The sequence below is a fragment of the Cylindrospermum stagnale PCC 7417 genome (assembly GCF_000317535.1).
Lineage (GTDB): Bacteria > Cyanobacteriota > Cyanobacteriia > Cyanobacteriales > Nostocaceae > Cylindrospermum > Cylindrospermum stagnale.
In genome coordinates this window covers 3,560,665-3,574,197 of sequence record NC_019757.1, presented here as the reverse complement: position 1 = coordinate 3,574,197, position 13,533 = coordinate 3,560,665, and the positions used below count along the sequence as shown (strand labels likewise).

8 protein-coding genes are annotated in these 13,533 nt (G+C 37.7%); 4 read left to right on the top strand and 4 right to left on the bottom strand.

The genetic code is table 11. The features are described from left to right. The first annotated feature begins 6 nt into the window (after positions 1-6). From CYLST_RS35935 to CYLST_RS14775, 3 genes are all read left to right on the top strand, one after another. The gene (locus tag CYLST_RS35935; protein WP_015208528.1) at positions 7-1,611 is read left to right on the top strand and encodes a hypothetical protein; all 1,605 of its coding nucleotides are present in this window, start codon (positions 7-9) and stop codon (positions 1,609-1,611) included. A gap of 75 nt (positions 1,612-1,686) precedes the next feature. Continuing rightward, positions 1,687-5,304, top strand: a complete 3,618-nt coding sequence (locus CYLST_RS14780; protein ID WP_015208527.1) for a helicase-related protein — start codon at positions 1,687-1,689, stop codon at positions 5,302-5,304. A gap of 265 nt (positions 5,305-5,569) precedes the next feature. After that, positions 5,570-7,498 carry a hypothetical protein gene (locus tag CYLST_RS14775; RefSeq protein ID WP_015208526.1) on the top strand — a complete coding sequence of 643 codons (1,929 nt, stop codon included), beginning with the start codon at positions 5,570-5,572 and terminating at the stop codon, positions 7,496-7,498. 187 nt (positions 7,499-7,685) lie between these two features. On the opposite strand, the gene CYLST_RS14770 is transcribed toward CYLST_RS14775, so the two are convergent. Then, the gene (locus CYLST_RS14770; protein ID WP_015208525.1) at positions 7,686-8,273 is read right to left on the bottom strand and encodes a Uma2 family endonuclease; all 588 of its coding nucleotides are present in this window, start codon (positions 8,271-8,273) and stop codon (positions 7,686-7,688) included. Between the two features lie 434 nt (positions 8,274-8,707). Here CYLST_RS14770 and CYLST_RS33400 point away from each other — a divergent pair, with 434 nt between their 5' ends. Continuing rightward, positions 8,708-8,965, top strand: coding sequence for a Uma2 family endonuclease (locus CYLST_RS33400; protein ID WP_281172825.1), 258 nt, complete (start codon positions 8,708-8,710; stop codon positions 8,963-8,965). 40 nt (positions 8,966-9,005) lie between these two features. Here CYLST_RS33400 and trpE read toward each other — a convergent pair whose 3' ends face one another. The 3 genes from trpE to CYLST_RS14750 all read right to left on the bottom strand — a co-directional run bounded on the left by trpE (position 9,006) and on the right by CYLST_RS14750 (position 13,278). Further along, positions 9,006-10,520 carry an anthranilate synthase component I gene (gene trpE, locus CYLST_RS14760; protein ID WP_015208524.1) on the bottom strand — a complete coding sequence of 505 codons (1,515 nt, stop codon included), beginning with the start codon at positions 10,518-10,520 and terminating at the stop codon, positions 9,006-9,008. A 102-nt stretch (positions 10,521-10,622) separates the two neighbouring features. Then, positions 10,623-11,042 carry a photosystem I reaction center subunit II PsaD gene (locus CYLST_RS14755; RefSeq protein WP_015208523.1) on the bottom strand — a complete coding sequence of 140 codons (420 nt, stop codon included), beginning with the start codon at positions 11,040-11,042 and terminating at the stop codon, positions 10,623-10,625. Between the two features lie 250 nt (positions 11,043-11,292). Continuing rightward, a complete protein-coding gene (locus tag CYLST_RS14750; protein ID WP_015208522.1) occupies positions 11,293-13,278 on the bottom strand; it encodes a DICT sensory domain-containing protein in 1,986 nt (661 codons plus the stop codon). Positions 13,279-13,533 lie beyond the last annotated feature (255 nt).

Genomic DNA, 13,533 nt, shown 5'->3' with positions numbered 1-13,533 from the left:
AAAGGTGTGCTGCAAAATATCCTCAAGCGCAAAACTTCCTTCCCTACAAGAGAGTATCCTGTACATATTTCTGTAAAAAACGGCATTCTTGAAGAAGATACTCAGAATATTTTTAATAACAATACATTTTTCAAACCCGTTGTGAGAGGAAATCCCAAAGAAGTTTTGAAATACATATCTCTGGGAAAACCGAATACAGAAACAAATTCTCTTTGCACTCTACCAGCTAAAGTTACTATCAACGACATTCACTTTTTTGCTACAGATGATCAAGAAACCTTTAGCATGGAATATGATTTAACCAGTATTCGTGCATTACCAGTAATTTTTGCACCTTTAAATGATCATAGATGTTTTAAAATTTACAATCAACATTTCAACAATCGCCAACTTTTATTATTTCCCTATCGTCTAGAAGATAAAAAACTAGAACCTCATCAGGCTTTTGTTTATAAATTTACTTATGGTTTGCTTGCTTATATCTGCCTCAAACTCTTATTAGACAAGCAGAAAAGATTATTTATTCCAATTTTAAGATTACATCTGAATAATAAAGAAGATGATGCACCAATAGAAAAATTTATAGTTTCTTTGTCCGCTGTTTTATCCCATTTATTCAATGAAACACATCGTGCTAATCAACAGGGAATAGATATTAGAGATTTGGCATATAAAATTCCTAATGTGATGAGTTCTTTATACTCTGTTTTACCCAAAAAGTTTAGTTTTAATACTTACTCTAAATCTCCCCAATTAGACAAACTAGCCATTATTATTGTCTCCAGTCGTGAAAGCGATAGTCAGTGGAATAGTTCTGCAAAAATCTCTAACTTAATGGGAGAAATTATCGGTGTAAACATGAAAAATGGGGTGGTTAAATTTCAGTTACCTACAACTTTTTCTGACAACTATAACAATCAACAAATGTTTACAAATCCCAGCGTGATTATAGATAAAGTGACTGAACTTTACAACTTGGGATATAAGCACATTGTCTATATTGCTAAAGCACCTTATACCAGCACCTTGCACATGACACAAACAGAAGAAGGTGATGGGCTTTTCTTCATGTCAAGAGATGTAATTAAAGGATTAAAATCTGAATATCATGATATCAAAATATACCCGATGTTTTTTGATAAATACTATGCAGTTAGACTAGAGGATATCGAAGCAAGTTCCTTATACATTCAAGACACAACAGAACTGACAAATTTACTCGAAGATCCTAGCAAAAAATCAGTTTTATTTTTCAACTTATTTAATGGCATGAAAGTTGGTAAAGATGAAGAAAGATACTACAGAGGTGTCATTTCTTATGCCACACTGTTAAATATTTATCAAGGAATTCTCGATGATGAAGATATTCGCAAAGGACTTATTTTTGATGGTTCGTTAAAAGATGATATCTTGCAGTATTTGACTTTATTTCATTTCTCGCGCTACCAAAAAGCCGACAAAAAAATTCATATCAAACTAGATCCCTACGAAAATCTGATCGGAGATAAATCCGTTGGTAAGCTTTCTTTGTTTAATCACATAAGAGGAAGAGGTGAATTTAACTCTTTAGCATTTTTAACTCTTGTGAGAACAATATTAAACGCAGAGTGATCCAGAGGTTAACGCAGAGCCAAAAAGAGTCTTTTTGTCAGAATTGAAAAAAATATATTTAGAAAACTCAACAGCATGAAATCCAAAATAGCTGAAGATTTGGGACGTTTGTTTGAAGTAGGTTTTAATATTGGTATTCTTGCTTACATTGAAGAAAATAAAATTAAGCAGAGATTTGGTGATTTATACCGTCAGGAATTGCAGCAGCTAAAGTTACCTAAAATCCGACAGCGAGTTGTTGATAAAGTTATCAGCAGTTTAGAAAGAGATATGGCTGAAACTTGGAGTATATTTTTTATTCAAAAGGGTTTTTTAAGTGGCTTTAATTTCTTTCGAGAATACATAAAATCTGCGGGTTGGGATAAGCCATACAAGTTACAAAATGTAGAAATCTTATATTATCAATGTCGGTTTAATGGTGATAACAGTATTGGTACTTATGACAATAAAAATGATTTCCAGTGGTTTAGTGAAGTATTATCTCAATTTGACAACTTAGATAACATTTCTCAATATATTGCAAGCTATAAGAAGAAAGGTGAATTTCTCAATGCAGATACTTTAATTTTATTACGTTATCGGAGAGAGTATCGAGTTATTTGTGTTGATTTATCAGTGTTTTCTATCACCTCTAATGAAGATGTAAAAAATATTGATTATATAGAAATTATCCGCCGTTTATTAATGAGAGATATTAGCTACTTACGTTCAAAAAGTGTCTTTTCTAATCTTCGGATTGATACTGAGTCTTTAGGTTTAGAATTCTCAGAAGGTTTAAAGACATATTTTACTGCTTTTAAATATAGAGATAAAGAAAGTACCAAGTCAATTCAAGCTGCTTGCTATCTCCATAGCTTCTATGAATTTCTCCAAGAAACCACTATTCTCCCAGATACAGCAGGTGCAGTCTTCAATTCCATAGGATATAGCGATCGCGGAATCAGCACAATATCCATTCAACGCGAAAATGTAGAGATTTTGAAAACCTGTTATCAGATTTATAAACATGATTCGAGTCCCAAAGATATTCCCGAAGCACGTAAGCAAGTTTTAAATCAAATTAAGCGTAGTGCATATCGTAGTTTTGAGCGCGGTAAAGAGTTTGTTGATTCTCTTTTAGCAATTCCTGCGGATAAAATCACCATTTTACCTCGTCACACAGAGAAAATTACTGGATTTATCAACTCCGTGGGATTAGTTCCTTCAGCATTGATGCACGAGCTAGGATTAACTGGAACCATGAAATTAAGAGATGCTCATGCTGAATTAATTAAAAATACTTTAGTTTCTCAATCGACTTATATATTTTTGACCGGAAATCCTGGAATTGGTAAAACTACCGCAATTGTCGATTTTTTGAAAGCACATATAGATGAAGGTTTTCTCTTCTTTTATGTCAGTCCTCGCAAACAAGTGAATCTGGATATAATCGAAAAATTTAAAGATAAAAATACCAGAAAATTATGTAGTGACAAATTATTAGCTATCAACACCAACAGTAACCTAATTACAGATAACTGTGGACGTTACACAGTTCAATATACCTCTAACCAGCGTCAGGGTAAATTTACTGAAAAGTCTGTTGACTTTCTGGATAGTAGAGATGTTGAACAAAAAGCACGACGTTCTGACAGGCTTAAGCGAACTAAGGAAGATGTAATTCAAGACATTGGACAAAAGAAGCTGGGTGTTTTAAATAGTATTTGCGAGGCTATCTCAACAATTATAGAACAAAAAACATCAAATAATATTATAGCTACTGCTTCTATTCAAGCCTTGAAAATGACTGATACTGGTAACACATTAAAGCATTTTGATAAAATTTTTAGAAGTGCTTACAACACCAAGGAAGGTCAAGTTTTACCTCAAAAAATGCAAGAAATATCTGGGAGAATTAAGCACTTATTTATCATGATAGATAAAATCACAGGTGATGATGGAGGTGTGGAGTTCTTAGATGGAATTCATCAGATAATAGACAGGTATCAATTAATGGATTCTCAGCATGGTTTTAATACCAAAGTAATTGTTGCTGATGCTTCTATTGTTGATAAAAATGTGATTATTCAACACTTATCTGATACTTCACCAGAACCAGATAAAATATATTTCCGTCGTGCTGTAGATACTGCTCAACCTCTTTCTGTTCAGCCATTAACGTTTAAAGGTCTACAAGCAACTGTTATTAATACTAACTCCTACCCAGCCAGTAGTTTATCTATTAGTTATCAAGTATTAGTTGAGTCTTGTAAATTTAGCGAAGAAGCGGGATTAAAGCAAAAATATAACTTAGAAGCTGGGTTACAAAACGAGATTTTAAAAGATATTGAATCTCTCTTACAACGGTCAGATGTTGAACAGGTAATAGTTTATATTCAAAACAAGCGTAAATTAGCAGAACTAATTGATAAAATTAAGCGACATCGGGGCAAATTTGAAAAGTGTACAGATTACTTAGAAATACACGCAAATATTTCTGAGGAAGAAAAGAAAGAAATTCAAAAACATCAAGAAAATGTCAAAGTCATTTTTATGACTGCTTCCGGTAGTCGGGGTTTATCCTTTCCTAAAGCTAAACATATTTTGGTAGAAATTCCCAAATTTGAAATCGAGAAAAACCTGATGGAAGTAATTCAGGTAATTTACCGAGGACGGGGAAATGAGCATATAGATAATCAGGATAAAGAGCTAGTTTTTTACTTAGCAGAACAAGCAGTTTATTATCAAGATGACCCACAAATATCTTTACAAGAAAGTGTGCTAAGTCTGTTAAATATCTTATTGATTTTAAAAGCTTCTATCATGACCAGAATTTTTGGTTATGGTCGTATAGGTCGGGATAATTTTATTCTTATTCCTATAGGTGGAAAATCTGTTTTTGCTGCTGGTGAGACATTCTCTGCTCAAATGGTCAACCTGATCCGTCAATTAAAAACAGAATACCAACAAACTAAAAGCGATGTGTTGCTGAAACAAGTTTATACAAACTTAGAAAAGCTACTAGGACGAGCAGATTTTGTTATTCAAAATGCAACTGAGTCTAATTATTTAGCACTACGGGAGTCTTTTAACAATAAGTTTTTACAAATTTCTCATACTCTAGATAAGTTACTGGATTTGGGTGAAATTGAACCTGGGTACATTAGCGGTAATTTGCTGATAGTACCTATTGCTAACAATACTTTAGAAGAAACTTACCAAATGCGACTGGCTGATATAGCAACCTATGCTAATGAAGAACTGTGGAAGAATATGCACGAAATTATCCGTCGCAAATCTTCTTATCCAGAAAGTTTACGGTTTGCTATTAAAGATGCTATGGAATTGGTGAAAAAGTTAAGAGATGGGGTGGAGAAAACACAAAGACTGGAACAGAGTAGTCAACACACTGATCAATATTACGCTTTACCATTATTTGCATTTATTAGCGGTGAGGTGATGAGTAAATATTTCGCCAATGAATCAGAAGAACCAGAAGACCAACGCTTCCGGGATATTTTGGCTGCATATATTCGCTTGTTGTATCCTGTAGGTAATATTTTACCTATTGGCCATAATTATAAAGATTTTCCTTTTGTTGTTTTTAGAAGTTATAGTCTAGAAGAAATTAGGCAAAAACTTTTGACAGATAAGTATCTTTTAAATTCTCATGAGTTAAATGTACTGAATTTGATTCTTTCTCAAGAAACTTAGTACAGCTAACAGCTTATTGAAGTGATGAATATTCAGCAGATGCTTCTGGTGTAAATCTTTGTGGTGAATAGCTGCGTAGAAATTCGCAAATACTCTTTGCATATAATTTGCTAGTAAGATGCAGACACAACCATACTCAGTTAGAGGAGAATAGCTCCATTGCAGTATTCACAAACACCATAAAATCTCAACTAATTTGATAAATTTGTAATTTAGACGAAAAATATAGGGAAAGGCAAATTTATACAAGCTAGTAGATTACCTAATGACTATTATGGAGCCAATTCAACAATTTATCACCTGGCTACAAGCCTTTGAGCATCATCTTTTACAAAACGAAGCTGATGTAGCAAACAAGTTTGTTTTACCTGTGTTTCAATATCTTGGCTACCCAGATAAATGTAGGCATGATCAATACCCTTTGAAAATACATAATTTGGGAAACCAGGTAATAAAGTCAGAAATTGCTCATATTTATTTTTCTACAAATGATGTCGAGAAACAAAATGCAGATACAGCACTCATTATTGTTCAAGTTGAAGAATTGCAACAAACGAATTTAGACCAAGCAATTGAGCAAGCTAAATTTTATAGCGTTCATTTAAAACCATTATTTTTTATTGTGACCAATGGATATTATATAAAGGTTTTTCAGCGACTGCATTACCATTGGGAAGAATTAGTAATTGATATTAATATAGATGCGCTAAAAAATCCTCACATAGCCTCAGAGTTTTATAAAAAACTAAATTTTTGTTTTGTTAAAAGTATCGATAAATATGCAACCAATATTCTAACTTATACTAAATATAAACTAATAGAAAAATCTTTTATAAATCATCCACATTTACAAAATATTTTAGAAAGAAGTAATTTTCAGCCTGCCAATTCAAGAGAAAATAACTGTGTAATTGTCGTTCAACCTAAAATAGCAATAGAGTGTAATTTGCCCAAAGCTTTTGTCGGTGGTGATTGTGTAATAGAGTTTAGTGGTGTTATTTTAAGAGGTCTAAAAATTAGCTTAAATCATCAATATATTTTGGGAAAATTTATGATAGGAATGAACACTAAACCTGATTGGGGATGCCGTTCTTTTCTTAGACAACTAGATAAGAATGCTTTCGAGGTATATTTAGGGCAAACTACGGTAATTTTATCAGATTTAGAAACGGTTGACTTGTGTTTTTGTATTGATGCAGTTTGCCAAGAATACCAAAAGACAATTATTGAATTTGAAAATGCTCTGGAAACATGGAATTTTGAATTTATAGAATTTATGGGTATTCGAGGTTTTTATCTGTTTTCTGTTGAGCAAAGTTTGTGGGAGTTAATGCAAAAGTTTGCTAATGAATTCGATTATGCTCAAGGTAAATCAGAATGGCATATTTTTCATCAAGGAGATATTTCAATTCGTGTAAGTCGTGGTATTCGTGATCATGCTTTTATCTTGCCTAAATATGGGGTTAATTTTTCTTTAACACCTAATAAGCAAATTAATATAATTTATGAATTAAATGATGTACATTTACAATCTTTGGAGCGAGGAAAAGTAACTTCATGGCAACAAGATATCGGCCCACGGGGAACTTGGACAGCTAGATACACTAAACAATGGTTATTAGAAAAATATATTCCCAAAGTTATTAACTATTACTCTCAGCATTCACAATTATCTGAAGCTGAATGGCTATCAAAAATTAGCATTTATCAATATGAGCGTGCCTCTATTAAAGAAATTGATGATATTAGAGATTTAGTCCCTTATTTGCGGGATATCCAATCTTGGCTGCATATATATAAAGAAAATATTGCTGCTTCCCTATTGCGTCCATATTATAAAGCTTTTACAGATTTGGTGCGGAATACTGATTCAGCAATTTTGGGTATGGATTATATTATGGGAAATTTACGCGGTGTTGAGTGGAGAAATTCACCAGAGGAAATTAATAGTAATTCGCTGGGTTGGACTTTTAAAGATGCTCTTAATTGTTTAGATGCACAAGTTGTGAGGATAAATAATTGTGAGTATGAAAAGAGTTTGCAAGCAGATTTAATCACTCGAACATTTATATGGATGATAGAACATGGAAAAATTTCTTTTTCTCAATCTCAGATTAATGCTGCTAAACAGGCTTTGTTACCACTTTGGGAATTAAGCCGCTTTGAAATGCGTCATGTTTATCCTCATCGGTAGTTAAATAGGAAAATTAACCCCTCTCCAAACCTCTCCCCGAAACGGAGAGAGGCTTAAAATGCACTTTAATATTAGACTATAAAACCTAAGTTCTATCATGTCCGGCAAATTACTTGTGATACACAATGTTAACTGATTAACCGGACACGATATTACAAAAAATATCCAATCTAAAAAACGGTTATTTTTATAAAATATCTGTCAAATCTAAGATAAAGCCTGGTAGAATATTTTCACCAGAAAGGCTAGTAGGATTTTTCAAAATTTCGACATCTTGCTGAGGACGATAAATTTCTACACGCTTATTTTTTCTATCTATCAGCCAAGCTAATTTAACTCCATTCTCGATATATTCTTGCATTCTCTTTTGCAATGGTTTTAAGTTATCGCTAGGAAAACGCAATTCAATCACAAAATCAGGTGCAATAGGTGCAAATTTACTTTGTTGTTCTGGAGTTAAACTATCCCATCTCTCTTTTTTAATCCAAGCAACATCAGGAGAGCATTCTGTACCATTGGGAAGTTTAAAGCCGGTGGAAGAGTCGAAACCTTTACCTAATTTAGTTTGTTTATTCCAAATTCCTACTTCAACAGCGATATCAAAGTTACGATTACCAGTATCGCTGCCGGTTGGTGACATAATTAGTAGTTCTCCTGAGGCTGTGCGTTCAAATCTCAAGTCGCGGTTGTTCTGACAAAGTTGAAAATATTGCTCGTCTGTCAAGTTGATTTTTAATTTCAGGGTGGGAGGTAAAGTGGTTGTAGCGGCTTGCATTGGTTTACCCTAATCTAATTTTGAGTATACACTATTCTTATACTTAAGAAGAGGTGGATATATCTCCATTCATTATATTCTCTATATTTGTATTGATTATTTCCTCTATATCTAAAAAGTCATTTTTAATGAAATCCTGCCAAAAATACTGCATTTTTTTAATTAACTCCTCAATGTCAGCGTTTTTATAATCACTATTATTCAAAATTGCCCTCTTATAAATAGGTGTATATTCTGGATTTTGTTTGGTCTTTTGGAAAATTTTTGAATGCTGAGGCTTTTGTGATAAATCAAATATTTTCTGACGGATATCTTGATTTTCACTTGATCCAATTTGCAGTTTGATTACAAGAGAATCAGGAAGATTTTCAAATTGAAAATAAATCGGAAGGATTCCTTTTGATGCTGCTGGGGAATTTGCAAATAGTTTTTAAATTTATCCCGATTGGACAATTGAAATTCTCTCACCAGAACAGAACACTACCAAAGTAATTAGAAATATTCTCTACTGTTTGAAATACGGTACAAAGTTAGGATGGTTAATTGACCTAGATGAACGGGTGATATTAGTATTTTTACTAGGACAAGAGCCTTTAGAAATAACTGGCGATGAACGCTTACCGATACCACATTTTTTGCAACTGGATCTAACAGCCACACAAATCTTTACATGGTTAAAACCAGCAAAATAAAATTCCTCATACCCCCCTCCACGAAATAGTGGGGAAGGGTTCAACGTAAACAGCGAATTGCTTCTAACAACCCTCTCGCTTTATTTAGGGTTTCTTCGTATTCTTTCTCTGGTTCAGAGTCAGCCACCAAACCGGCACCGGCTTGGACTGTGACAGTCTTATTGTGTAATACCATTGTGCGAATGGCGATCGCACAATTTAATTGTCCTTCAAAATCGTAATAGCCATAAACACCGGAATAAACACCCCGACGGCTAGGTTCTAACTCATGGATAATTTCCATCGCCCTGATTTTGGGTGCGCCGCTAACTGTTCCCGCTGGGAAGCTAGCCTTGAGTAAATCCCAGGCATTCTTATCAGGGGCTAATTTACCCACCACATTACTCACAATGTGCATCACATGAGAGTAGCGCTCAACTACCATTAATTCATCCACTCTAACGCTACCGCTTTGGCAAACACGCCCTAAGTCATTCCGTCCTAAATCAACCAGCATGACGTGTTCAGCGATTTCTTTGGGGTCTTGGAGTAAATCTTCGGCTAAGGCGATATCTTCTTGATATGTCTTACCCCGTGGACGTGTCCCCGCTATCGGGCGGACTGTTGCTATTGTCCCACCATCAGGATCGCGTTCTGCTTTCACCATCACTTCCGGACTGGAACCAATAATTTGCCAATCTTTAAAGTTAAAGTAAGCCATGTAAGGCGAAGGATTAATCTGGCGCAGCGAACGGTAAAGGGCAAAAGGATCGCCTGTGTATGCTGTTGATAATCGCTGGGAAATTACGACTTGGAAGATGTCGCCAGCTTTAATATATTCTTTGGCTTTTTCGACGCTGGCGCAGAAATCTGGGCGGGTGGTGTTGCTGGTGTATTCATCTGTTCCCGCTTTTTCCCTCGTTCCTGGTGGTGTCCAGGTCAATTTGGTATTTTGTGGCGATAGGGGTTGAGATAGCTTGCTTACCATCTGGGTAACGCGATCGCATGCTTGTTGATATGCCGCTTCTAAACTAACTTCTTTGTCACGTAAATCAGCATAAGCGATCGCCCAAATTTTCCGTTTCACTTGGTCAAAAACTAACAGGTGGTCTACCTGCATCCACAATCCATCCGGGATATTTCTTTCATCCGGTGGATAAACTGGCACTCGCGGCTCAATCCAGTGAATTAATTCATAACCCCAAAACCCAAACAAACCACCAATTCCTGAAGGTAGTTGCGGTAACTTGACTGGGTAATATGGTGCGAGACATTTGTCTAATGCTGTAAAGGGATCACCTGTAAACACAACCTGGGAACCATCCCGCTGTGTTTGAATCGTGCGATCGCCCCTTGCTTCCAAAATCCACTGCGGATCACCACCCAATAAACTATAACGTCCGAGTTTTTCTCCACCTTCCACCGATTCCAACAAAAAGCTATAGGGCTGATCTGCACAAACTTTATACCAAGCAGATACAGGCGTATCCAGGTCGGCGATCCATTCCTGATACACTGGCACAAAGTTGCCTTCTAAAGCTAGCTGGGAAAAATGAGAAAAATTGGGGGAGATCATAAACTACTAAGGAATTTGGTATTAGGTAATCGCTAATCGGTAATCGGTAATTGGTAAGAGTTTTTCCTCTTTACCAATTACCAATCACCAATTACCTAGCCCCTATGCGTCGTGGGTAGCTTTACCACTAAACTTGAGTTGTGCTGGACTGGGGTTTTGGCCGATGCGGCGTGGTACATAACGCACTTTGTCACGACCTGGGTTAACTTTTTCAGGGAAGACACCATCAGCCGGGTGAATTAAAGTGGTTTCCCCTTTGGGTAAAATCCGGTAAATTTTGTAGTCTGTGATTTTGAATTTCCGGAGTTGACCACCCAAGGCGATGCCTTGTTCTTTCCGCGCTAAGTACAAGAGGTTTTCGCCCTTTCGCATAGTAGCAGCGCCACCTGTAGGCAATTCAAATACCTGCTCTTTGGCGCTAGTCCAAGTGATAGCGTACTTTTCTTCTTGTTCTGCTTTGCTCAGGAGTCCACCAGTGCTGCCACCATAGAGCGGCGTTTGTCCAGATAGCTTTTCTGCCATAAACTATTCTCTCAACGTTTAACGTTTTTACGGCATCGTAACACCGCTACTTGGATCATATTGCGATCGCGTCATAGACTGTAACAGTTATTGGTCATTAGTCATTGGTCATTGGTCATTAGTCATTGGTCATTAGTCATTAGTCATTAGATTTAAGAGTTGTTTCCCAGTCCCCAGTCCCCAGTCCCCAGTCCCCAGTTCCCAGTTCCCAGTTCCCAGTTCCCAGTCCCCAGTTCCCAGTTTCTCGTCCCTAGTCCCCAGTAGTGCCTTGAACTATGGGGATGGTGAAATGAAACTGACTGCCTTGGTCTTTGCCCGTTGACTTGGCCCAAATCTCACCCCCCCAGCCATTGACAATTTGGCGAGAAATTGCTAATCCCAGACCAGTGCCACCGGTGGTACGGCGCAGTGCTCCCTCTTCTTGATAGAAGCGGTCAAAAACTATTTCCAGACGATTGGGTTCAATGCCTCGTCCCGTGTCAGCCACGGTGACTTCAACCATCTGATTGCTGTTGCGTTCAGCTTTAATGGTGATCTCTCCGAATGACGGTGTAAATTTGCAAGCATTGTCTATGAGTTTTGCCAGTACCTCCACCAGCCAATCACCATCAGCCCTAACCAAAGGCAGGTTTTCGGCAATTTGAGTTTTGACTTGGGGCGGTTTATCCTCTGATGTGCGCGATCGCAGTCGGCTGAGAGCTAAATCTACACATTCTTGCAAGCTAAGGGATTCTGGATGCCATTCCACTCGACCACTTTCTAAGTTGGAAAGCGTCAGGAAATCTTGCACCAGTTTCCGCATCCGTTCTGAGTCAGAAAGAGCCGTACTCAACATCACTTGCTGCAACTCTAGAGGCATATCTGGTTCGCTGGCCAGACTTTCCAGACACACTTGAATAGTAGATAGGGGGGTACGGAGTTCATGTCCAGTGATAGCTATCAAGTTACTGCGGGTGCGGTCTAGGGCTTCTAGCTGCTTGTTAAGTTCTTCTAGGTTAGCGAAGGCTTCTGCTTGGATCAGCGCTGCCCCCACTTGAGTAGCGATCGCTTTTACCAAATCCAACTCCCCAGATTGCCACTCGTGGGGTGGCAGACGGCAATAGTGTAACTCCACAATCCCCAACAATCGCCCCTGATAAAACACTGGTTCCATCAGCCAAGAACGAATGGCGAACTTTTTGGCAATTAAGGAAAGCGCCGCCGAATTGGTAACACGATAGTCAATCAGCGTATCAGCCACACAAACACCCTCACCCTGTTGGATGATTTCCCGAAAAAGCGGATTGCTCTCTAATTCCCAGGTTTGCCCGCGCACAGAGACAATGCCAGGAGTCAAAAACTCATGTTCAATAATGGCTTGGGCATCCGTGGCTTGAGCGCGATAAATTAAACAGCGGCAAGTTCCCAAATGCTGCCCCAATTCTTGGGCTGCCACATTGAGAACTTCGCGGGGATCAAGAGATCGGCGAATAGCGGTGCTAATTGAGTTAACCAAGCGTTCCTTGCGGGCTTGGGCAGTAATAGAACGGTAGGCTTTGTGTAATTTGTACTGACTAGCTTGCAGGTAAGTCACTAAGCGCTGCACAAAGGGGTCAGTATCAATATCACAAGCATACTCATTGAGGGCTGCGCCTCCAGAGTTACTTCTAGGCTCCCCGATGCCAAACCGCTGGCGTGCCTCCTCAATTTTTTCTGCCAAGACTGGTCTATAAACAACAATCCTATCTAATAGCAATTGGGCTGCTTTTAGACTGACACCCCGCTCTGATGTCCAAATCCCTTCAAATCTTCGCCCTGTGTCCGTATCCAAACTAGGGCTGATCTCCGGAAGTTGCTTATTTTTAGCAATGGAGCCGAGGCTTTCCCGGCAAACCAAACAAGTAGCATAATTATCCGCAATCACCACCAAATGCCACTCTTGACTTAAGCCATCCTCTGGCTCAAAGGCTACTTTTTCATAGTATTCCGAGCTATTGGTGAAATCCGTTTCCGGTGCAGATAATACATATATTTGATTACTTCGCTGGGAAAGCCGTTGGTAACGATGAGCTTCTTGGCGGTAAAATCGCTCTCGTTGGAAACTAGCAATTACCAGGGGCTGGACTAAAGTCGCAGCCAAAACCTGATCTTCCATCGCATGGGAGAGCGCCGTTAGTGAAGCCTTGAAATATAGCTGGGGCCGCAGGTAGGGTAGTGACTTTAGCAGATCACTCAGCACAGAAGTCGAAATACTCATGAATATCGTTAAACGCCCAATCTGGAAAAGATCCACCTCACAACTGCATTGTACAAATTACAACGGACTCACAAGTTAAACTGAAAGTTGCGATATGTAAAGAATGCTCAATGGATAGTCTATTTCTTTGTAATTGCTGGCAGTTAGTCCTCGATGGGAAACTTGGTATACTTAACCTAAGTGAAGCGCAGGATTTAGGCAACTACAGTCAAAGCTTAGTATCTTTTTGCTTGATTTTTTAAATATCTACATACC

Coding starts and splice junctions, on each gene's coding strand:
- CYLST_RS14755 (WP_015208523.1), bottom strand. CDS start 11,042: ATGGCAGAAAAGCTATCTGGACAAACGCCGCTCTATGGTGGCAGCACT.
- CYLST_RS14775 (WP_015208526.1), top strand. CDS start 5,570: ATGACTATTATGGAGCCAATTCAACAATTTATCACCTGGCTACAAGCC.
- CYLST_RS14770 (WP_015208525.1), bottom strand. CDS start 8,273: ATGCAAGCCGCTACAACCACTTTACCTCCCACCCTGAAATTAAAAATC.
- CYLST_RS14750 (WP_015208522.1), bottom strand. CDS start 13,278: ATGAGTATTTCGACTTCTGTGCTGAGTGATCTGCTAAAGTCACTACCC.
- CYLST_RS14780 (WP_015208527.1), top strand. CDS start 1,687: ATGAAATCCAAAATAGCTGAAGATTTGGGACGTTTGTTTGAAGTAGGT.
- trpE (WP_015208524.1), bottom strand. CDS start 10,520: ATGATCTCCCCCAATTTTTCTCATTTTTCCCAGCTAGCTTTAGAAGGC.